The sequence below is a fragment of the Methanoregula sp. genome (assembly GCF_050010295.1).
Lineage (GTDB): Archaea > Halobacteriota > Methanomicrobia > Methanomicrobiales > Methanospirillaceae > Methanoregula.
Genome location: NZ_JBEKLH010000001.1, coordinates 471,928 through 490,893 on the forward strand (window position 1 = coordinate 471,928; position 18,966 = coordinate 490,893).

The 18,966-nt window shown below is 54.1% G+C and carries 22 protein-coding genes and 2 tRNA genes; 5 read left to right on the forward strand and 19 right to left on the reverse strand.

The genetic code is table 11. The annotated features are described in order from the left end of the window. Positions 1-187 precede the first annotated feature (187 nt). Complete coding sequence (locus ABSB80_RS02490) at positions 188-883, forward strand: transglutaminase-like domain-containing protein (RefSeq protein WP_428367807.1); 696 nt, start codon at positions 188-190, stop codon at positions 881-883. On the opposite strand, the gene ABSB80_RS02495 is transcribed toward ABSB80_RS02490, so the two are convergent. Next, positions 835-1,797: an MBL fold metallo-hydrolase gene (locus ABSB80_RS02495; RefSeq protein WP_428367811.1), complete on the reverse strand. Its 963-nt coding sequence runs from the start codon at positions 1,795-1,797 to the stop codon at positions 835-837. The two genes, ABSB80_RS02490 and ABSB80_RS02495, sit on opposite strands and share 49 nt — an antisense overlap. 97 nt (positions 1,798-1,894) lie before the next feature. On the opposite strand from ABSB80_RS02495, the gene ABSB80_RS02500 reads away from it, so the two are divergent. Both ABSB80_RS02500 and ABSB80_RS02505 read left to right on the forward strand, forming a co-directional pair. Beyond that, positions 1,895-2,146: a hypothetical protein gene (locus ABSB80_RS02500; RefSeq protein WP_428367813.1), complete on the forward strand. Its 252-nt coding sequence runs from the start codon at positions 1,895-1,897 to the stop codon at positions 2,144-2,146. A gap of 50 nt (positions 2,147-2,196) precedes the next feature. Continuing rightward, on the forward strand, positions 2,197-2,829 hold the full coding sequence (locus ABSB80_RS02505; RefSeq protein WP_428367815.1) for a TMEM175 family protein: 633 nt from the start codon (positions 2,197-2,199) through the stop codon (positions 2,827-2,829). 186 nt (positions 2,830-3,015) lie between these two features. Here ABSB80_RS02505 and ABSB80_RS02510 read toward each other — a convergent pair. From ABSB80_RS02510 to htpX, 4 genes are all read right to left on the reverse strand, one after another. Further along, a tRNA-Val gene (locus ABSB80_RS02510) sits at positions 3,016-3,089 on the reverse strand. Between the two features lie 3 nt (positions 3,090-3,092). Further along, positions 3,093-3,163: transfer RNA gene (locus ABSB80_RS02515), tRNA-Gly, on the reverse strand. Positions 3,164-3,329: 166 nt separating this feature from the next. Continuing rightward, positions 3,330-4,343 (reverse strand): hypothetical protein, encoded by a 1,014-nt coding sequence (locus ABSB80_RS02520; RefSeq protein WP_428367817.1) that lies wholly within the window; start codon positions 4,341-4,343, stop codon positions 3,330-3,332. A 144-nt stretch (positions 4,344-4,487) separates the two neighbouring features. Beyond that, on the reverse strand, positions 4,488-5,372 hold the full coding sequence (gene htpX, locus ABSB80_RS02525) for a zinc metalloprotease HtpX (protein ID WP_428367819.1): 885 nt from the start codon (positions 5,370-5,372) through the stop codon (positions 4,488-4,490). Between the two features lie 182 nt (positions 5,373-5,554). Here htpX and ABSB80_RS02530 point away from each other — a divergent pair, with 182 nt between their 5' ends. Further along, positions 5,555-6,205 (forward strand): putative phosphothreonine lyase domain-containing protein, encoded by a 651-nt coding sequence (locus ABSB80_RS02530; protein ID WP_428367821.1) that lies wholly within the window; start codon positions 5,555-5,557, stop codon positions 6,203-6,205. Between the two features lie 53 nt (positions 6,206-6,258). After that, positions 6,259-6,510: a hypothetical protein gene (locus ABSB80_RS02535; protein WP_428367823.1), complete on the forward strand. Its 252-nt coding sequence runs from the start codon at positions 6,259-6,261 to the stop codon at positions 6,508-6,510. Between the two features lie 10 nt (positions 6,511-6,520). On the opposite strand, the gene ABSB80_RS02540 is transcribed toward ABSB80_RS02535, so the two are convergent. From ABSB80_RS02540 to ABSB80_RS02605, 14 genes are all read right to left on the reverse strand, one after another. After that, positions 6,521-6,667 carry a 50S ribosomal protein L40e gene (locus ABSB80_RS02540; RefSeq protein WP_292544608.1) on the reverse strand — a complete coding sequence of 49 codons (147 nt, stop codon included), beginning with the start codon at positions 6,665-6,667 and terminating at the stop codon, positions 6,521-6,523. 45 nt (positions 6,668-6,712) lie between these two features. Further along, positions 6,713-7,282 (reverse strand): RdgB/HAM1 family non-canonical purine NTP pyrophosphatase, encoded by a 570-nt coding sequence (gene rdgB, locus ABSB80_RS02545; RefSeq protein ID WP_428367825.1) that lies wholly within the window; start codon positions 7,280-7,282, stop codon positions 6,713-6,715. Beyond that, positions 7,279-8,862, reverse strand: a complete 1,584-nt coding sequence (locus ABSB80_RS02550) for a bifunctional N(6)-L-threonylcarbamoyladenine synthase/serine/threonine protein kinase (RefSeq protein WP_428367827.1) — start codon at positions 8,860-8,862, stop codon at positions 7,279-7,281. Before ABSB80_RS02550 ends, rdgB begins: the two co-directional genes overlap by 4 nt. Positions 8,863-8,868: 6 nt before the next feature. Beyond that, positions 8,869-9,054, reverse strand: coding sequence for a 30S ribosomal protein S27ae (locus ABSB80_RS02555; RefSeq protein WP_428367829.1), 186 nt, complete (start codon positions 9,052-9,054; stop codon positions 8,869-8,871). Positions 9,055-9,056: 2 nt separating this feature from the next. Beyond that, positions 9,057-9,356, reverse strand: coding sequence for a 30S ribosomal protein S24e (locus tag ABSB80_RS02560; RefSeq protein ID WP_428367831.1), 300 nt, complete (start codon positions 9,354-9,356; stop codon positions 9,057-9,059). Positions 9,357-9,422: 66 nt separating this feature from the next. Further along, positions 9,423-9,953 (reverse strand): GTP-dependent dephospho-CoA kinase family protein, encoded by a 531-nt coding sequence (locus ABSB80_RS02565; protein WP_428367833.1) that lies wholly within the window; start codon positions 9,951-9,953, stop codon positions 9,423-9,425. Then, entirely contained in the window at positions 9,953-10,159 is a 207-nt protein-coding gene (gene spt4 / locus ABSB80_RS02570; protein ID WP_428367835.1) for a transcription elongation factor subunit Spt4, read from the reverse strand. The genes ABSB80_RS02565 and spt4 overlap by 1 nt, the downstream gene beginning before the upstream one ends. Further along, positions 10,143-10,784: a DNA-directed RNA polymerase gene (locus ABSB80_RS02575; RefSeq protein WP_428367837.1), complete on the reverse strand. Its 642-nt coding sequence runs from the start codon at positions 10,782-10,784 to the stop codon at positions 10,143-10,145. Before ABSB80_RS02575 ends, spt4 begins: the two co-directional genes overlap by 17 nt. Before the next feature lie 8 nt (positions 10,785-10,792). Continuing rightward, the gene (locus tag ABSB80_RS02580; RefSeq protein ID WP_428367839.1) at positions 10,793-11,176 is read right to left on the reverse strand and encodes a type II toxin-antitoxin system VapC family toxin; all 384 of its coding nucleotides are present in this window, start codon (positions 11,174-11,176) and stop codon (positions 10,793-10,795) included. Next, the gene (locus ABSB80_RS02585; protein ID WP_428367841.1) at positions 11,173-12,408 is read right to left on the reverse strand and encodes a translation initiation factor IF-2 subunit gamma; all 1,236 of its coding nucleotides are present in this window, start codon (positions 12,406-12,408) and stop codon (positions 11,173-11,175) included. Before ABSB80_RS02585 ends, ABSB80_RS02580 begins: the two co-directional genes overlap by 4 nt. Before the next feature lie 505 nt (positions 12,409-12,913). Continuing rightward, complete coding sequence (locus tag ABSB80_RS02590; RefSeq protein WP_428367843.1) at positions 12,914-14,326, reverse strand: MFS transporter; 1,413 nt, start codon at positions 14,324-14,326, stop codon at positions 12,914-12,916. Positions 14,327-14,707: 381 nt separating this feature from the next. Next, positions 14,708-15,001 carry a DUF2098 domain-containing protein gene (locus ABSB80_RS02595; RefSeq protein WP_428367845.1) on the reverse strand — a complete coding sequence of 98 codons (294 nt, stop codon included), beginning with the start codon at positions 14,999-15,001 and terminating at the stop codon, positions 14,708-14,710. Between the two features lie 157 nt (positions 15,002-15,158). After that, positions 15,159-17,753 carry an oligosaccharyl transferase, archaeosortase A system-associated gene (locus tag ABSB80_RS02600; RefSeq protein ID WP_428367847.1) on the reverse strand — a complete coding sequence of 865 codons (2,595 nt, stop codon included), beginning with the start codon at positions 17,751-17,753 and terminating at the stop codon, positions 15,159-15,161. A 63-nt stretch (positions 17,754-17,816) separates the two neighbouring features. Next, a complete protein-coding gene (locus tag ABSB80_RS02605) occupies positions 17,817-18,950 on the reverse strand; it encodes a glycosyltransferase (protein ID WP_428367849.1) in 1,134 nt (377 codons plus the stop codon). Positions 18,951-18,966 lie beyond the last annotated feature (16 nt).

Consider the following 18,966-nt stretch of genomic DNA (forward strand, 5'->3'; position numbering starts at 1 on the left):
CGGGACTGCTCAATAGTTTTCCGCTGACGCTAGAGTCTCTCTTGTGGTCAGGTATCGCTTGTGCCTGCTCCAGGCAGCTACCGGCAGCTGCATTCCGTATCCTAGTGGATTCCCATTCAGAAAGTTTGAACTGATGAAGAGTGCAGAGGATTCTTTCAGAAGCGGGCGTTAGTCCCGGGAATTTCCGATGTCATCGCTGGTGAATGCAAAATATTCTGAATGGACGCGCAGCCTTGATACCCGCAGGAGTATGATTGCCATTTTCGAGCATATCCGTGACATCCCGTACTCACTGGAGGTTCCCATGACCGATCCCGGCACAGCACCGGAGCAGATGCTCCGTCTCGGGAAAGGGTACTGCGGGCCCAAACACTTCCTGCTTGCGGAGATGTACAAAAAAATGGGCCTGAACGTCGTATTCGCCACGATAGCATTCGTCTGGAATGATCCAGATTTCCATTACCCGCCGGAGCTCAGGGCGCTTACCACCCGGCTCCCGGTTGCCCACCACCTCGCCTGCCGGGTACAGATCGGGTGGCGCTGGGTGCTGGTGGATGCCACCTGGGACCCGCCCCTCAAAAAGGGAGGGTTCCCTGTCAACGAGAACTGGGACGGCTATTCGGAAACGCAGTGTGCTGTAAAACCGCTCAGGTCGGCGGTAAGGACGGCGTTTTGTCGCACGGCAACCAGCGAGGCATGCCGGACGAAGAACGAGGCTGAGCTCTGCCCGCTCGATGGAAAAAAAGATCACCGGGAGGCAGAGGATCATAGCCGGTATTACCGGGAGATTGTTACGAAGAGGAAGCCGGAGGATATCGAGCAGATCCACCGGTTTTACCAGGAGTTCGAGGTGTGGCTGGTAAAGATACGGGAACTGGAATAAAAATAGTATCCGCTTGATTCACGGAGTGTTCTTGTTAATCGTCTGCCAGCAGGCTCTTCCGGTCCCGGACCCGGAGGTTTGCCGCAAAAGTGCGGGCGAGCAGGGGATTCACTGTCTGCGGGGGCAGGCCGATGACTGCGGCGGTTTTTCTGGTGCAGTTTCATAGGGTCAAGTGAGTTATCCCCGGCACTCGAAAGCACGGCCTCATGGATCGTCTGGAGATATTCAAGTGCCTGGTTCATCTGCCGGTACACCTCCTCACCTTTCCTCGGCTCGTCCCATGCTGAGAGAAGAATCTGGATGCCAGGAAGTCCCCGGAGCCGTCTTACTGACTGAACGGATGCGAGGGCATCGTCATACACCGGCAGGTCCCCGGTCACGGGTATCACGTCGCCGGAGAAGAGCGCTCCCTCGCTGTGAAGGAAGAGCGAGATGGATCCTGCAGAATGGCCCGGTGTGTGGAACACCTGCATGTCGCACGTCCTGCAATCATCCGGCTCTATTGAGTCCCCGTCTACAAGTTCGTGATCGAGCTGCACAGATCCCCCGACCAGCGCAGAAAACCCCGGCACCGGACGCTCGCGGTTCTGGAGTTCTACGTCCTCGATCCATGCCCGCTCAGCTGGGTGTGCCCCGATGCGGCACCCGGTTGCCTGACGGATTGCCCGTGCCGCCCCGATATGGTCGGGGTGCGAGTGGGTCAGGATGATCAGCGCAATCTCCGAAGGGTCGCGGCCGGTGGAGAGGATATAGTCAAAGATGGTATTTTCGCAACCCGCTACGCCGGTATCTATGAGCGTGACCGTCTCGCCATAGACGAGGTACGAGTACACGAACCGATCGAGAGCGATGCCGGGGGCGACGGGCACCCTGAATGGGAGCCTGAGCGCGTGGATAGCGGGGGTGACCTGCATAAGATCTCCTTTGTGTGGGAATATGGGACGGGGCAGGGTATATGCTTGAGGTGGCGATCATCAGGGAAGCCCGGAAATACGAATCCTGCTGATGGCCATGGCCCTTACCGAGGCCTGCGAACTGATCCCCGATCAGGTAGCACCGCCAAGCCCGGTGATCGTATCCGTCTCGTTCGATGAGTATAACCTCAATGCCGAGGTCTTGTATTACCGTCAGCCCCCTTCCCCCCATGCCCAAAAAAGTGGAGGGGGTTACCCCTTTCAGAAAAAATTATGGGTGGGGGTAGGAGTATTACCCCTCCGGGTACCGGGTTTTGCCGGGCCCAAAAGGGAGGGGCTGGCAACCTAAAAGAAGAATATCAAATGCGAACCAATCTTTGGTACGAGGAGAATCGCGGTATGCCAGTAAAAGAACCGATAAGCAAGGTCAACCTTGAACGTCTCACCAACGGCATCTATGCCTTCACTATGACGCTCATGATCCGGAATATCCAGACCCCCCCGGCCGGCACGCTCGTCGACACCGCCTCCCTCTTCCGGTTCATCGATACCACGATCCTTACCGTCATAGACTTCATCGGGGCGTTCATTATCCTTGGCATGTTCTGGCTCTTTTACTTCCAGATGTTCCACCGGATGAAAACCTTCGATTACCGGTTCCTCTACATCCACCTCTTCTCTCTCATGATCGTTGTCTTCGTCCCGTTCACCCAGTCCTTTACTTCGGAAAGCACCAGTATCAAAGTCGCCGATATCCTGTTCCAATTCAACTATCTCGCCCTCAGCATCCTGCTCGTCTATGCATGGCACTATGCGAGCAAGACGAACCCGTCCCTTCTCGTCCCGGAACTGACCGGCCCCGAGGCTTCGTTCCTCATGAAAAAGTTCCTTGTCCCCCTCGGGGTTGCAGTCCTCGGGATTGTCATCCTCATGCTGGGATTCCCGTTCTTTGACATCCTCTATCTCTTCCCATTCGTCATCCTTGCGGTCTTCTTCCGGCATCCCCCGGGCATACCGGAAAAAGTTGTGTGAGTGGGAATCCCCCCCGGACCCTGTCCTGTATGGCAACTGCCGGAATTACACCACTATGCAATGAATTGTCATACTATTGAGAAATATGACATGAATATAGATACCCCTTTATTTCCTGTGGAAACGTTCAGGAATAAAATGGTTGTCTTTGTACCCGGGACTATGGGAACGCGTACAAAACAGAGATGGGCCCGTCGTGATTCGAACACGAGATCTTCGCCGTGTGAAGGCGACGTCATAGCCAACTAGACCACGAGCCCGCATGCATCGACCGGGAATCGAACCCGGGCTATAGGCTTGGAAGGCCTAAGTCATGCCTCTAGACCATCGATGCACTGTGCTCTACAATTTTGGCGGCGAGCTGTATTAATAATTGTCACCGGCACTCCTAGCCCTGCAGCAGTGTCCCTAGGAAGTCCCCCTGCCGTATCGGGTGTACCCGGACTCATATTCATCCGGGAGATAGGTACAATACCGGAAACCTCCTGCAAAGAAATGGATTATTTGTGAGGAGCTGCCGGAGGCACCTGCCATTCCGGCACCGCTGCCGCAACGAACGCGATCAGAGGGCCGATGACCAGTCCCGCCCAGAATACAAGCCCGAGCGCCCCGATCAGCACCAGGAAAACCCGGTTGCGCAGGGAACGTGGGGCCGGTGATCGCGCCATACGCAGCATCCAGAGTCCCAGCACGATCGGAATGAGGGCAAAGACCAGCGTCACTGCTACAGCGGGAGACGGGTCGGTCATCCTCAGTGCCCGGCCCATCTGTACAAGGGTGATCGCCGCCCCGCCAAGATAGAACAATCCGGCACAGCTTGCAAGCCAGAACGGAAGTGAGGGCTTATTGCCCCTCCGTTGTTCACGCCGGCCGATCAGGACCAGGCCGAAAACTATCACGGCAAGAAACGGTGCGACGACCGCTATGTCAGACTGCCCCTCCCAGAGATGCGTTGAGATCCCATTGGCGGGCACGAGAACCCACTCAGCAGGAGTGAACTCTTCCGGGTACCCAACCGCAAGGCTGTACCGGGTTTCGTCAGCTGGGCTGATGACCGCGACATAGTAGGTTCCCGGTGCCACGATCTGCTGCGAGTAGTTCGCAACCTCAAAAACTGCACTTGGGGAAAACGGTTCGTAGTCTGCATGGCCGGGTTTCTGCCCGCGGACAATCACTGCAGCATACCCGGCAGGGATCGTGACCTGTGCTGGGATGCTGGCCAGATCTGCGACCTTTGCGGGACTCATAATGATCATCTCCGGTAGAGGCGTGTCATAGCCGGGTGTCATAAGGGAGAGCGAGAGCCGGTCACCGGCATTCATGCTGAACCGGTAATAGGCCACGTCCCCGGCGTGACGGAGATCACCATAGATGACATAGGATTTTACCGGGTTTTCCACGGAAAACGCCGCGTTGATATTGTCATTATTGTTGGCACTGACCGGCACATGGGCCTGCACCAGCAGGAAAAGAATGAGGATGACCAGGAACAGGAATGGCCATCTGCGGATCATAGAGTGAGCATCGTCCATAGTACCATATAAACCTGAACGATGCAAGCCCGGGCGGGTACGACACCGGTTATCACCGATGGAAACTGCCATGAACCGTGTACGGTGCAGTCAGCACAGGGAAAAAAGTATCTGTATCCGGAGTTATCAGAATCCGCGGAGTTCAGCCTCGACTTTCTCGAGGTTGGCGATCCGCTTTTCAAGCGGCGGGTGGGTGGAGAACAGTTCCATGATCGTGTTGCCTGAAAGTGCCGGAATGATAAAGAACGCATTCGCGCTCTCCACTTTGGCCTTTGCTTGGACTGGGACCACGTCCATCCTGCCGCTGATCTTGTTCAGCGCGGAGATGAGCGCATGGGGATTTTTCGTTATGAGTGCGCTGCCCCGGTCTGCAGCAAATTCGCGGTAGCGCGAGAGCGCGAGGATGAGCAGGGTGCTGACCGCATACACGATGATCGAGACGATCCAGATGATGATCCCTGCCCCGCCGTTCTTCTGGTTGTTGCCCCCGAAGAGCGCGGAGAAGAAGAAGCTCTGCATGATCATCGCGGCGATCATCGCAATAAAACTGGCGAGCGTCATGGTCAGGATATCGCGGTTCTTCACATGCGAGAGCTCGTGGGCGAGAACTGCCTCGAGTTCATCCTTGTTCAGGAGGCGCATGATCGAATCCGTGCACGCCACGACCGCATGCTTCGGGCTCCTGCCGGTGGCAAACGCGTTTGGGACCGGGCTCTGCATGATCGCGATCTTCGGCATGGGAAGGTCAGCCTCTTTACAGAGTTTCTCAACGGTCCGGTGGAGGTCGGGATATTCATCCTCTGCTATGATGCGTGCCCCTGTTGTCCAGAGTACCATCCTGTCAGAGAAGAAGTACTGGACCAGTCCTATCCCAACTGCGAGGAGGACTATCAGCCAGTACCCGGCTCCGAACGCCAATAGCACCGTCATGAAGACAAGGTAGAGTATCAGCAGCAATAATCCTGTCAGCCAGACTCTGGCCGTCAGCCCCCAGTCACGTTTCCATTCCATAGTTGGTACATGTTTGAAACCCCGCGCTCTTAAACCATTCGACAATTACAATACCCGGCGTCATTTCAACGTCATTCCGGACCTTTTCTCCAGATTTTCAAACCGTGGGAGTGGAAAAATAAGCATCCTGATCGCAGGATCAATACAGAAACTATTTTTTTGCTGACACCAGACGGGTACTCATGGCTGAAGTCGATCCCGAAGCGCTGGCTGACGTGGCATACGGCATCTTCGAGCACCTCCTGAACCGCGGGCTGCAGGCGGAAGGAAGATACCTGTATGCACTGGTAGAAGGAGGCCTTGACTTCAGAACGGACCTCTCTGAGATTTTCGGGAAATTCAAAGAAGAGTACCCGCAGCTCGCAGATGCCATGCTGAACCGGTTCTCAGGCCTCGATACCATTTACCAGATGCTCTGCAGTGGTGAAGGTGTCGTTCCCTCTAGGACCACGCAGATGTACTGGGTCGTGCTGGACGCTCCCGGCAGTGCGCCCGAAGCCATCGAGGACGAGAATGCGGGGAAATGGCTCATTTTCCAGGAACCGGATCAGGTGGACGCGGCCTGGAAAAAGGTGCGTGACGCTACGGTTGCTCTCGAACTCGGGATCTCCGCCAAGGTAAGCACTGCAAAACCCAATCCCGACTCCCGCGACAACCGCAAAGTCATCTATGTCTACACAAAAGACTGGGCCGATGAAACCGATGTGATGAGGGTGAGGGAAAAACTCCGCGAGCTGGGCTTTGTCGACCGCATCGGGTACAAGCGTAACATCGAGACATTCGCCGGGGAATATGCCAAGAAAGGCAAGAGGGTCACGTATTATTCCGCATAAAACACCGTTAAGTATACCGTTTTTCCGGAAGTTTTTGAAGCTTTTCGGCTCTCTTGAGTCTCCTCGTAATCATTGCAACGGTAATCATGGATATGCCCCGGCGTTTTGCCGATATAAGAGTTCATCGAAATGGAATGTACCCGAAAAAGAGCCCGAATGCGAGGGAGGGGCCCAAAGAAATCGTGGCCCTTCCTTCAGGTATACCTACCGGGGCTTCAGGGCATTATGGAATACGGTTGGGTCCAGGGAGGAACCCGGATAAAAAGGCCGTGAAAAATTCGGGAAAAACAAAAAAAGACGTATAAATTTGTTTGATTACGCTTTTCGTTCCTTGTTCTTGGGGCGCAGGTTCTGGTAGCCGCACTTGCGGCAGCTGGTTGCGCGGATTGCATTGCGTGCATTGCAATGCATGCATATTTTCACGTTGAGTAACCGGGCTTCGGCTTCGGGGAACTTTGCCATTATTGAACACTCCTATCTGCCCTTATGACAAAGCTGTAAGACTTCTTAATCGTTTGCGTCAATGGCCGCCCGGTATTCACGTATGAACCAGTCGTGGAAAGCAGCAAGTGCACGGGCACGGTGGGACATCGTGCTTTTCTCTTCGATGGGGAGCTCGGCAAGCGTCTTTCTTCCGACTTCGAAGATCGGATCATAGCCAAACCCCCCGGTCCCACGCGGGGCATGCGTTATCCGCCCTTCGATGGTTCCTTTGAAAACCTGAACCCCCCTTTCATCAGCAAACGCGATGGCAGTGATGAACCGGGCAGTGCGATCCGTTTTCCATTCCATCAACTTCAGGATACCTGTATTCCCGATTGAATGCAGGGCGTACGCTGCATAGGGTCCGGGGAATCCGGAGAGAGCATCGATGAAAAGACCGGTATCGTCAACAAGAATGGGGGTTTTCAGCCGCTCGTAGGCATACTGCGCCTTGCCCCGGGCGATCTCACCCACGTCGTCAGAGTGGTGCTCGGGTATTGCAAGGGCAACATGGGCAACTTCGACCAATCCCCCGAAAAATGCTGCAACTTCTTTCGCTTTCCCCTCGTTGCTGGTTACCATTGTTACCTTCATAGGTATCTCCCCCGCAGTTCGATCTCGTGCTCCCGGGCAATGACATCACCGGAGCCGGTAAACGTTTCGGCGTATCCCTTCGCAAATGCAGCTTTCAGGAATTCAGAACGATCAGGTGCCGTGCTCTTAAACGTCTGGTATATGACGTGGAGGTCCACCCCCCGCTGCTCGATCTCCGTTGTCACTTGTGCGAGACCGAAATCGATCAGCACGCATTTCCCGTCGCTCTGGCGCAGGATCAGGTTGCTCGTGGTCAGGTCACCGTGCATGATGCCTGCCGCGTGAAGCCGGCCGACCATCCTCCCGGCTTCGCGGATATTCACATCCGTAAGATCCCGGGTGAGGAGTATACCGGTGATCTGTTCCATAACGATAGTGTCTGCCGTGACATCCCGTATGACTGGTGTCGGAACGCCGCCTCTTCGTGCAGCATGGATGAGACGCACTTCAGCACGTGTCCGCTCGCTGATCAGGCGTTTGTCTAGTGCAGGCACCCGGTACCGTTTCGGGACACGGCGTTTCTCTGCAAAACCGTCCCGGAACGTAACGATTGCTTCAGCGCCACGTCGTGATGTTCCATCGGAATCATGAACCGCTGAGGAAGAACGGGCCAGGTCCTGCCTCCAGGCGACCTCCACCTCATCAGAGCGGAAGGAGGGGTTGATCTGCGATGATTCAACGGGAATGGAAACCCCGCTTTCGAGCATGAGTTTCCCGGTGTAAGCGATCATCGCCCCGTTGTCCCCGAGGTATTTCTGCTCAGGTACAAAGAACCTTGCCCCCCGGTCCTCGCACATCACTCTCAGCATTTCCTGCAGCCGCCGGTTTGCCCCGACACCCCCGACAAGGAGCACTTCATTCTTTCCGGCAAGCGACATCGCCCTCTCAGTAACTTCCACGCACATTGCAAACGCGGTCTCCTGCAGGCTGTAGCAGACATCGGGGAGTGGTGCCCTGCAGTCCTTTGCAGCGGATATCAGCCCGGAGAAGGCGAGATCCATACCCTTGACCGTGTAGGGCAGTTCGATATAGCTCCCGTCTTTTGCCTGCGTTTCGATGATCGGGCCGCCGGGATGTGGGAAATCTTTCGCCCGCGCGAATTTGTCGAGCGCATTTCCGATCCCGATATCGAGCGTTTCGCCAAAGATCCTGTACCGCCCGTTCAGGTACCCGATTTCCTGGGTATTGGCCCCGCTCGCATACAGGACAACCGGGTCCCTGCATCCGGTTGCAAAGCACCCGATCTCCACATGGGCAACGCAGTGGTTAACACCTACCAGGGGGACATCAAGGGCGAGCGCAAGCGATCGTGCAGCCGTAGCGACGGTCCTGAGGCATGGCCCGAGGCCCGGCCCCTGTGAGAATGCGATACCGGTAATCTTTTCCGGTTCCCTGAGCACCGACCCGATGAGATCTTTCATGACGAGCGCGTGGTGCTGCGCTGCCTCGCGCGGGTGGATACCCCCCTGCGCAGGGCTGTACGGGTGTGAAGCAAGAGATACGAGATCCCGGTCAAAAACAGCGGCGCTGAGGTTCCAGGCAGTCCCCTCAATCCCGAGTATCTGCCCAAAAGCAGGCATTGATGGTTATTTTCTGAATTCAGTATATCCGCACTTGCCGCAGGTTGTCCGGTCCTTGTGGTCCGCCATCATGACACCGGGTCCACAGCGCGGGCAGTATTTCTTTGACGTAGTGACCTTTGTGCCTTCAACCTTGAAGTGCGAGCCCCTCGTGGGTCCCTTCGCCGCTTCCGCTTTCTTTGCTGCCGCCATTCTTACGCAGCTCCCTCTTCCTTAGGCTTGGGCTGGCCGCGCGCTGCGAGGTGCGGGCGCTCGGTCTTGTTCCTGCCCTCTTCTGAATCATAGATTCGTGCCGAACCGGTAATTTCTGTTTTGCCAAAACTGCTGTGCAGCGTATCAAGGGTGATCTGGTGCTCTTTCACATTGAGCAGGGCACAGAGTTTGCCGATAATCTGCATGCGGGAGGGGGTTGCACCATCGTATTTGAGGGTAAACTGAACCTCTCTTCTGGATAAAAGTTCATTCCTTTTATCACTGGTGATCTCAAAGTCCATCGATATCCTGTAATTATTGGGAACCGGGTTATTTAAAATATGACCTTCGTCACAAGCCCCAAGCGCTCATATATCATCCGTTAACCCGCCCGGGGCAGTTAACTCTATTTCCCGGTCCCGGGTAAAATGCTCAAGAAAGTGCCGCGCGGTCTTTCGGGCTTCAGGTGTGACGGTACGCATGACAACACCTTCATGCGGCTGCCCGTACAGCACGATTCCTCCGGCCGGGGCGGCGAGCACCATGGGTATTACCGCAAGGTCTTCCTCACCGTCCACGAGGATCGTTGCCGGCGGGTGGGCGACCGCATGATCGATTGCACGGATCAGGTCATCCGTCAGCGATCCCGCAGGATTTTTTACCTGGATGCATTCCCCGGTAAGTTCCGGCATCCTGCTGCAGGGAGATCGCATGGTATATCCATCGACAACCGCGACAGCTGGCCTGATACCGTTCTTCTGGAGATTATGGGTGACGACATCTCCAACAGCGTATACAGGGTTGAGCGCGAGCACCGGGAGGATCTCCTCAATGTTCTTGTGCAGTTCCCCGAATGGTTCCTTGAAGAGCCTGCGGTGCTCTTCGGGAAGCTTGAGCATCAGCGGACCTTCAGCGCATAACGGCCCGGCAGCTTGATATTCATCCGTTTTGCCACTTCGGAATTTTCAGGGTCAATGATAACAAGGTAGCCGGACCAGTCCTCGCTCAGGTTTGTTGTCCCGCAGACTACGCAGTTCTCACCTTCCACGACCCTGTGGCAGTCGCGGCAGACCTTTCCCTGTTTCTTCTTATTCGCCGGCGGCATGCTCCTTCCTCTTGCTCTTTGCCTTCTCCGGCGCCCGTTCCTTTATGGGAACGGATGGCTGGTTTGCTTTCTCTTTTTCCTTGTTCATCTCTTCTTCGAGCCAGAGCGCAGTGCCAAGTCCGGCCTGCCTCATTGTAAGTCCGATCTTGCTGTCGCGTGGTTCCCGTTCATTCAGGGAAAGGGTCACGACACGGACGCGGACAACGTCCCCCACCCCGATAAAGCGTTTGGATTCCTGGCAGATGAGACGTGCGTTCTTCTCATCGTAGTTGATGTATTCGTCCGAGATCTGGCTCACGTGCAGCATCGCATCGATAGGTCCGAGGCTGATGAATGCCCCGAAACTTGTCGTTTCGACAACAACTCCTTCTATTACCTCCTGCAACGCGAGCCTGAGCACCATCGCTTCAAACTTGACATCGTAATAAACACCGCCGTCACCGGGTACGAGTTCGCCTTCCCCGACGTCCTGCACCTTCGTTACACATATAAATATCCCGATCTCTTTGTCGATACTGCCCTCGAGCTGCTCCTGCAGGACATCGAGTATGACTTTTTCGAGTTTTTCGCCCAGCCTCTGGGGTGGCACCCTGACTTTATCCTCAAGCATCAGTTTATGGTACATACTTCATCTTATCTCCGCAATATCTCCAGTTTTTTCTGCTTTCTTAATGATATGACACTTATCCCGCGTGCGATCAACGCATCCCTGATGCGCCGGTCATTCGTGACCACCATACATCCGTTCTGAGCTGCATATTCGATCACCTGGGCATCGACCGTTCCGGATTTCAGATCCCCGTTCTTCGCAACCGTGCACTTTTCACCGAACGCCAGGCCACACCTTGCCGCCGCACCATCCCGGCCCTTCGCCCGGCTGAGGCCTTCAAGCTCTCTCAGCACTCCGGGAAGCACGACCGGTTCGAACCCCCCGAGGAGCATGCGGAGCTCATCGAAGAGGTCGATCTGGAACTGGACCGGCATCATCAGGGCGTTGGCATCCAGGAGGACTTTCACTCGCCCAGCACACCCATCCCGATCAAGCGCCAGCGTGCTCCCACCTGCCGGCTGATAGCGATCCTCGAACCCTCTTCTGCACATACGGGTCGCTTCAGCTGAATTTCGACACTGTCCTTCTTTGTGTTCGTGACAACGCCCACGGTGACCGCAGTTCCTACCGAAAGCATCAGAGGCTCGGAATGCTTCAGTGGTTCGATGATGAGCTCGCTTGTTGCCCCCACGACCCTTTCCATCAGGGTGACCCGGCAGCGGATCTTATCCCAGACCGGGGGGAGTTTGCCCTCATGGCCCAATACCTGGCCGGCAAGTGCATCGCTCTTGGTCAGGGCAGGGTCGAGTTTGGTACCGACACCCAGAAGTCCCCCGGGTGTCGCGGTTTCCACCTTTTTCGAGCCGGCATTGATCGATGTGACGGTGGTGGTGATGGGAACCCATTTGATCCTGTTCTCAACCTGGGTCTGCCTGCCGGGGCGGATCTCGATCTTGTCATCTGCGCGGAGGATGCCCCGAATAAGAGACCCCCCGACGACACCGCCTTTGACATCTTTCCAGTTGCAGCCGGGTTTGTTCACATCGAATGAACGGGCTATGAGCATCACCGGCTCAGCATTCGGATCCCGTTCCGGTTCAGGGATAATCTGGTCGAGTGCCTGCACAAGTGCACCTATATTGATCCCTTTCTGTGACGAGACGGGGATAACAGGGGCATTTTCGGCGATGGTCCCTTTTACAAACGCCTTGATCTCGTGGTAATTATCAATCGCCTCTTTCTGGCTGATCACATCGATCTTGCTCTGGACGATTACGATCTTTTTGATACCGACGAGCTCAAGTGCCATCAGGTGCTCTTTTGTCTGCGGCTGGGGGCACTTTTCGCTCGCAGCGATGACCAGCATCGCCCCGTCCATCAGTGCCGATCCTGAGAGCATCGTCGCCATCAGGGTCTCGTGTCCCGGTGCGTCAACAAAAGAAACGGAACGGAATGGCGTCCCTTTTCCGCCACAGGCCGGACAATCGGGACTGGTCGAAAAGGCCTCGGGCCCTTCGCACTTTTCGCACCGGTAAAAAGTTGCGTCAGCATATCCGAGACGGATGGAAATCCCCCGCTTCACTTCTTCGCTGTGCCGGTCTGTCCATGTCCCGGTGAGTGCGTTAACGAGTGTGGTCTTGCCATGGTCGACATGGCCAACGACCCCGATGTTGACATCGGGAACTGTCACATCATGCAAATGAAATCGAACCTCCTGACTCTCTATAAATTTAGAACACCAATACCCTGATCTGGAATTAACACCATCTTTGATTCATGCACCCGGACATTCAGCGAGACACCAATCAGAAAGCTGATGCTGGTTTGATAACATATAAGGACTCCAGACTTTTATTAAAGTATCTTGCTGAACAGCAAGCCATACGGATAGTTTTCCATTCCGGGAGATTGCCGGCTTTCTGATCAAGGCCTATAACCCTGCGAGGAGGAGAAAAAACGACTCAAAGATATCGCTTTTTGGCTTTGTAGAAATCCCAGTTTTTCCTGTAATCCGGTACAATTCTTCGTCCCGTTATGAGGGTGACGCCCTCTCTCAAGTCGAAGAACTCTGACGAGTTCTTCTCCAGCCTGCTCTTCCCTTCGGGGAACAACAGTCTTCCCCAAGAGCGTTGTAGTATATCTTTGAGCATTTCTAAAGAGCACGCTTTTTGGATCTGTCTACGGTGAATAACTCCGTGACGCGCTTACGGTGCTGATCCGCGGGTTTCGTGACCCCGCATCCAGGAGAGCACCCCTGCAATACCGATAATGATGACCGATGCCCAGAGAGCGGCATCGATCCCCCGGATGAATGCATTGGAGACCCCGCCCACGAGGTTGGTGGTGCCAATGAAGACCTCAAACGCCACATCTCTTGGTATTGAGGCTGCGGAGACCGTGATGGCAATCACGAAACTTCCCAGGATCCCGATATTCTGCATGGTTCTCAGGATACCGGATATCCCGCCATAGGAACCCTGCGGAGCGTTTGCCATGACCGCACTGTTGTTGGACGGGAAGAACATCGCAGTCCCCAGACCGGAGATACCCGATGCTACCAGCACCACCCAGAGCGGGGTATCGACCCTGAGTGTCAGATAGAAGAGGGTGGCAAGGATCAGCATAAGGGTGCCGGAGGTTGCGAGCAGCCGTGCCCCGTACCGGTCGGAAAGCCTGCCCATATACGGCGAAAGCAGGCTGCCCACGACATAACCCGGAGTGAGGAGGAGTGCGGCATCGAGAGGTGACAATGCACGGATGCCCTGCAGGTACATCGTGATAAGAAACACTACCGACAGGTACCCGAGACTGAGGAAGAATGCGGCTGTCATGGAGTATTTGAGAATCCGGTTGCCCAGTGCGGAGAAATCGATGATGGGCCGTTCTGTCCGCCGTTCGAAGAGCACGAAGAGTACAATGAAGACCACGCCGAGACATAGCGTGACAATATTCAGAGCAGCTGTCCCCTCTGTCGCGAAGTCCACCCCACTGAAAGATATGAACGTGAGTGCAGTACCCAGCAGGATCATACCCGTGATATCGAGCCTGGCATTCACCCGGAGATTATCCGTTACGTACCGGAAGCCGAGAAAGGTGGCCGCGATCCCGATCGGGACGTTGATGAAGAATATGTATTCCCAACCGACATAGGTCGTGATGATACCGCCCAGCACAATGCCGAGCATGGCGCCGCTCGTCCAGCCCAGTGAGAGATACCCGAATGCGGTACCCCGAACGTTGGGCGGGAAGGTGTCGGCTATGATCGCACCGCTGTTTGCCTGCATCAGCGCCCCACCGACTGCCTGGATTCCCCGGGAGGCGATCAGCCAGTAGATGCCGGGAGAGAGACCGCAGAAGAGCGAGCCTACCGTGAAGACCCCGAAGCCGGCATTGAACATCCGGCTCCTTCCATAGATGTCCCCGATCCGGCCGAGCTGGGTCGTGCAGACCGCGACGACAAGGAGGTAGATCAGGATCATCCAGAGTGTGGTGATGAAGGTTGCATGCAGAGAATTGGAGATGGTGGGGAAGGCAAGAATAACGATAGTGGAGTCGAGCGACCCCATGAGCGTGCCGAGCATGAGGACGGATATGATGATCTTCTGCTTCGTGTCCATCCGGATCTCATGAGATATTACCGGGGCCTGTTAATGTACCTGTCGAAGGATGGATGAAAAGGGAAAAACGGGTTTTAACGACGAACCCGCGGCTGGCGTCTGCGGTTCATTTTGTGATTTTCGCCTTCAGGCAACACATGGGCGCATTTTCGCCATCGACTGCCATCAGGACCTTTGATCTCCCTGATATACCGTAGCCTGGATACATCATAGTGGTCTTCAGCACCGTGCTCACGGACTTTCGGGTGGATGGGGAGGAGTCCCCGCCGTTCTCTCATCCTTCCGTTTTAATAATGGTTTCCCGGAATAGTTTACTCAGGTCTGATAAGGAATTGCTCAATCTGCAGGATGAATCGGGATTCTCAAAAAGATCAGGTAGGATCAACCCCCTCCTTCACAGCTCTGGTCGATGTTTTTCAGCGCATCCTGCAGTCCGCTTCCTGCAGCAAATTCCCGTTCGCGGGCAATGACTTTTTTTGCATCTTCAATGATTCCGGCGGCCGTTTTTTCCGAACCAGATGCCGGAACCAGCTGGTCTATACGGTACAGGAGGTTGGTACTGTCCAGTTCGGCAAAGGTCTCGCCTCTCACCCGTTCGGTGCGCAGGATCTTGCCGGTAGTTCCGGTTCGCGGGTAACGCACCCGCATGCCGAGGGCAATCTCTTCTGCTAACATACAAGATTATGAGGTGTATTCCATCATATAAGTATTATTGATCTTGCATCTGGCACAGCAAAATGATGTCATCGCTGATGTCATCGCATGATGCCGGCCGTCAGAAAAGGGACACTATAGGAGCGGGCTGGTACGTTGTTCTAAAAAAGATGAGGTGCTAATTGATGGTCGTTCCCTGCATGACTGCTGATTCCGGGACGTCGTATGTTGTGCTGGTTCCCTCGATATGGTATGGCCCGGTGGCCTTCACGTCATACGGGTTACCGGTTGTAGAGTAGGGAACGATAAATTCGCTGTTGACGCTCGCCTGCCGGTACGTGAAGTTTCTGCCGGTATTGGTGACAAGAGGAATATCGATGATCCCACTGCCTTTGATGTGTGCTCCCTTGACATATTCAAATATTTTTACATATTTCAGGTCATTTGCCGGTGAATTGAGCACATTCGTTGGTGATTCATGGACGAGACGGTAATGGCTGAGGGCCGGGACGGTATCGAGTGGAAGAAGTACGGATACACCGAGGACGGTCGCATGGTACCCTGCCTGTGCGTTCTGGTTATATTGATCAGCGCGGAGTGTCGCTTCTGAAACATTCATTGCTGTTGCCGAAGTGATGACCGGAAGTGCTGCGTGGGCAATTCCAGGATCAACATATTCGATATAATAGGCGGATGAAGGCTCTGCCATTGAACCGTCAAAATTGTGGAGTCTCGAGACCATGGTAAGGTAGTAGAGTTGTTTGTTGAGGAGGGTCGTCTGGTAGCTCTGCGCACTGCTGTCTGCGGGTGCAAACATGGTCGTCTGGTATGGCTCTGTGGCAGCTGTCGCATTCAGCCATGTTGACATTGCCCAGAATTTGCCGGTATCCATCTCGATATCCGTAACGACATACCGGGTCCCGTCGTGATCGAGAATTGAATTTGCGGTATCTTCAGATGTGGACATGAAATACGCTGCCGATCCATTCGGACCCGTAACACCCTCCTGGAACGGGTTGGCATTCGGAATACGTTTCGCGATGTACGTTATCATATGCCCGTAATCCCACCAAGACATGACCCCGTATGATTCCAGGGGATAGGTGAACGTTTTCGGGTCGTAGACCCCAAAGTAATTCACGACGGGATCCGGAGTATTATTCCCCATCCAGGTAAGGGATTCCTTCCAGTCATCGTTCATCTTTGTGGGTATGGTAATGACACTGGAGTAACTATAGGAAACGGACGTGTATACAAACAGGACCCCCAGCCCGGCCACGAGTACGATTAATGCTACGGCTGCATAATTGCTGACGGGGATGTCATCACTCTTCTGGGATTTTTTATGTTTTCTGCCCCGTACTCCTGTGCCGGTATCCGGTTTTTTCGGGTGGGGATCCTTATGTTCTCCAGACAATGAACCCGCAAACCTCCGGATATCTGATTCTCCGAGCTCCCAGGCAAAACTGATACAGACTGCTGCAAGGAGAGCGATGTTCACAGCAAGGTAATATTCATACCGTATATGCTGCCATGTCGAAAATAAAATAATAACGGACCATACGAGTGCGAAGACATGGGCAGGACGCTCTTTGCGCACGTTGTTGAATATCATGACAACGAAGCCGCCGACCATCAGCAGCAGGCCGTAATTGAATGTCACCCAGGCGAGGTTGAGGGCCCACCCCCGCGCCTCCTCCACGGTATTCGTAACCGGCTGCTGTCCAAAGAATGCAACCAGATCCAGAACGAACAGATCGAAAATTTCATGGCTCACGAAAAACAGGACAGCGATACCGAGAATTACCAGCCCTGCCAGCGTCAAGGGATAATAATATTTCTTCCGCCCTTTGAGGTATTTCGCAATCAGGTAAAGTCCAATAGTCCCGAAAATAAGGAACAGGTAAGCGATGATATGCCCGACTGAGTAGGTTGCCAGATCGATACCGGTGCTGTTTTTGAATCCGAACAGCATGAGACCGATAATGGCTATCGTAAAAATAATTATATTGATAATAAGGAGATAGTCGCTCGAACGGTTGCGGTAAAAATCCACGATGAACTGGATGATGGTGAATACGCCGACAATCATCGCAAAGAGGATCATGGTCGGCATGAGGAAGAGGCCGAGGAGATACGCGATGCCGGCAAGAGAAGCCAATAGGGCAGTCTTTCTCCAGCTTGTGAAATCTTTCAGATTGATAGTTGCGCCATTCTCAGAATTGATCGCATAGATATACACGAGACAGAAGAGGGTTGAAAATAGCACTTCCCCTATGTGATGATCGAAATACCCGTATAACGATCGATAAAAATACTGGCCCGATACTATTGCCGTAAAACCCGATGCGAGAAGCCCGGTTTTCCAGTCCCCGCAGGCCTTCCCGACAAAGTACATGAGAGCCGTAACGAGGGTTGCCATAACGGGAGGTACGAGAAGACAGATGCCGATAATTTCCGGCCTTGTCGTCGCCCCGAAAATCATGCAGGCAATGGCGGAAATATAAATAAAGAGAGGGCCCCAGTAGACCGTGGTGCCTGTCGGGTACAATGTCATGGGGTCGAACCACTGGTAGGTGGGGAAGTTCACGAGAAGGTGTTCCACCTGACGCAGGTTGTATAACGGGTCATCGCTCCCCACCATCGACAGGATGTCGGTTTTTCCCATAAGGAACATGGGAACCAGTCGGATCCAAAGGGCAAAGAGAGAAAATAAAACGACCAGACCGAAAACCCAGTAAGTCCGGCGGCTTTTGAAATCTATTGATATCATAAACTCAACCTGTATTGAGTATGAGGTTTTCCGTTGAGACCATTAATAAATTTGGATGAGTGCCTATAGCAGGCTCCGAAAAAGTTCTTCAAATTGCCGGGCCTTCTCTTTCCAGCTGTTTCTTTCAAGATTTATTGAAAACGTAGCAGGGTGGGTCATAAGATGCTTTACCTGTTCGATATATTCCTCCCGTGTCCGGTAAACAAAAAGGTTCGGCCCCCCGATCCTTTCCACATCGGGCATCGGCCGCATCAGGATTGGTTTGCCACAGGCAGAATACTCGAAAAATTTGTTGGGAAGAGCAATATCTCCCCACCGGGGTGGTGAAAGCGGTATGGTGCAAACATCCATGCTGGCGATATACTTCGGGAGATCGTGGTAAGGTTTTGTCCCGGTAAAAATGACATGGTCAGCAACGCGCAGTTCACGGGCAAGAACCTGCAACTCATGCAGGTAATCCGTGAACAGCGATCCCCCGACAACGAGGAGTCTGGTGTCGGGACGGTGACGGATTAATGTCGGAAGTGCCCGGATCATTTCATCAATGGCATACCAGCGCTCGACACTCCCGCAGAACCCGATCACGAAGTCGTCGGCCCCTATACCCAGTTCAGAGCGGGCCACGCTGCCGTCCATGGGCCTGAAGAAATCGGTATCGACACCATTGGTGATCAGGTCAGCTGAAAAACCAAACCCTCTCAGTTTTTCAACAAGTGATGGCGAAACGGTTGTTATTTTGTCAACAAGGGACAGGTTTCGTTTTGTTATGGCCCAGACACTTTTCCTTACGGTCTCCTGCAGAATACGGTTGGTAAAATACGCTGCAGCGGAGTCCGGGAACCAGTCTTTGAGGTCGAAAACAACAGGGACGTTCTGTTTTCCGGCTGCATGGATCACCGCGGTTCCGGCCAGTACGTGAGCGGCAACCACCAAGTCAAATTCACCGGTTTTGAGGATCCGGTCGAAAATGTAGTAATGGTAAGGAGTGTTGAACGTGTAATGCAGGAGAGGGCGCTGCAACGGGAACAATGTTGCCTCTTCAACCGTGAGACGGGTCGGGCGTGGCCCCGCTCTGCTGACGTGGAAGTGAGCAACATGAACATCGTGCCTCAGTGCGATATCTTCGAAGATATTATGGTGCCGCGACGGTACCGGGTGGTGGATATAATCCTGGGATGACACGAGAAGGATTTTCATAGGATTCTGGTCCCTG

Bases quoted from the DNA above. Each gene is read 5' to 3' on its own strand.
- ABSB80_RS02490 (WP_428367807.1), top strand. From the start codon at position 188: ATGTCATCGCTGGTGAATGCAAAATATTCTGAATGGACGCGCAGCCTT.
- ABSB80_RS02495 (WP_428367811.1), bottom strand. From the start codon at position 1,797: ATGCAGGTCACCCCCGCTATCCACGCGCTCAGGCTCCCATTCAGGGTG.
- ABSB80_RS02500 (WP_428367813.1), top strand. From the start codon at position 1,895: ATGGCCCTTACCGAGGCCTGCGAACTGATCCCCGATCAGGTAGCACCG.
- ABSB80_RS02505 (WP_428367815.1), top strand. From the start codon at position 2,197: ATGCCAGTAAAAGAACCGATAAGCAAGGTCAACCTTGAACGTCTCACC.
- ABSB80_RS02520 (WP_428367817.1), bottom strand. From the start codon at position 4,343: ATGATCCGCAGATGGCCATTCCTGTTCCTGGTCATCCTCATTCTTTTC.
- htpX (WP_428367819.1), bottom strand. From the start codon at position 5,372: ATGGAATGGAAACGTGACTGGGGGCTGACGGCCAGAGTCTGGCTGACA.
- ABSB80_RS02530 (WP_428367821.1), top strand. From the start codon at position 5,555: ATGGCTGAAGTCGATCCCGAAGCGCTGGCTGACGTGGCATACGGCATC.
- ABSB80_RS02540 (WP_292544608.1), bottom strand. From the start codon at position 6,667: ATGGCAAAGTTCCCCGAAGCCGAAGCCCGGTTACTCAACGTGAAAATA.
- rdgB (WP_428367825.1), bottom strand. From the start codon at position 7,282: ATGAAGGTAACAATGGTAACCAGCAACGAGGGGAAAGCGAAAGAAGTT.
- ABSB80_RS02550 (WP_428367827.1), bottom strand. From the start codon at position 8,862: ATGCCTGCTTTTGGGCAGATACTCGGGATTGAGGGGACTGCCTGGAAC.
- ABSB80_RS02555 (WP_428367829.1), bottom strand. From the start codon at position 9,054: ATGGCGGCAGCAAAGAAAGCGGAAGCGGCGAAGGGACCCACGAGGGGC.
- ABSB80_RS02560 (WP_428367831.1), bottom strand. From the start codon at position 9,356: ATGGACTTTGAGATCACCAGTGATAAAAGGAATGAACTTTTATCCAGA.
- ABSB80_RS02565 (WP_428367833.1), bottom strand. From the start codon at position 9,953: ATGCTCAAGCTTCCCGAAGAGCACCGCAGGCTCTTCAAGGAACCATTC.
- spt4 (WP_428367835.1), bottom strand. From the start codon at position 10,159: ATGCCGCCGGCGAATAAGAAGAAACAGGGAAAGGTCTGCCGCGACTGC.
- ABSB80_RS02575 (WP_428367837.1), bottom strand. From the start codon at position 10,784: ATGTACCATAAACTGATGCTTGAGGATAAAGTCAGGGTGCCACCCCAG.
- ABSB80_RS02590 (WP_428367843.1), bottom strand. From the start codon at position 14,326: ATGGACACGAAGCAGAAGATCATCATATCCGTCCTCATGCTCGGCACG.
- ABSB80_RS02595 (WP_428367845.1), bottom strand. From the start codon at position 15,001: ATGTTAGCAGAAGAGATTGCCCTCGGCATGCGGGTGCGTTACCCGCGA.
- ABSB80_RS02600 (WP_428367847.1), bottom strand. From the start codon at position 17,753: ATGATATCAATAGATTTCAAAAGCCGCCGGACTTACTGGGTTTTCGGT.
- ABSB80_RS02605 (WP_428367849.1), bottom strand. From the start codon at position 18,950: ATGAAAATCCTTCTCGTGTCATCCCAGGATTATATCCACCACCCGGTA.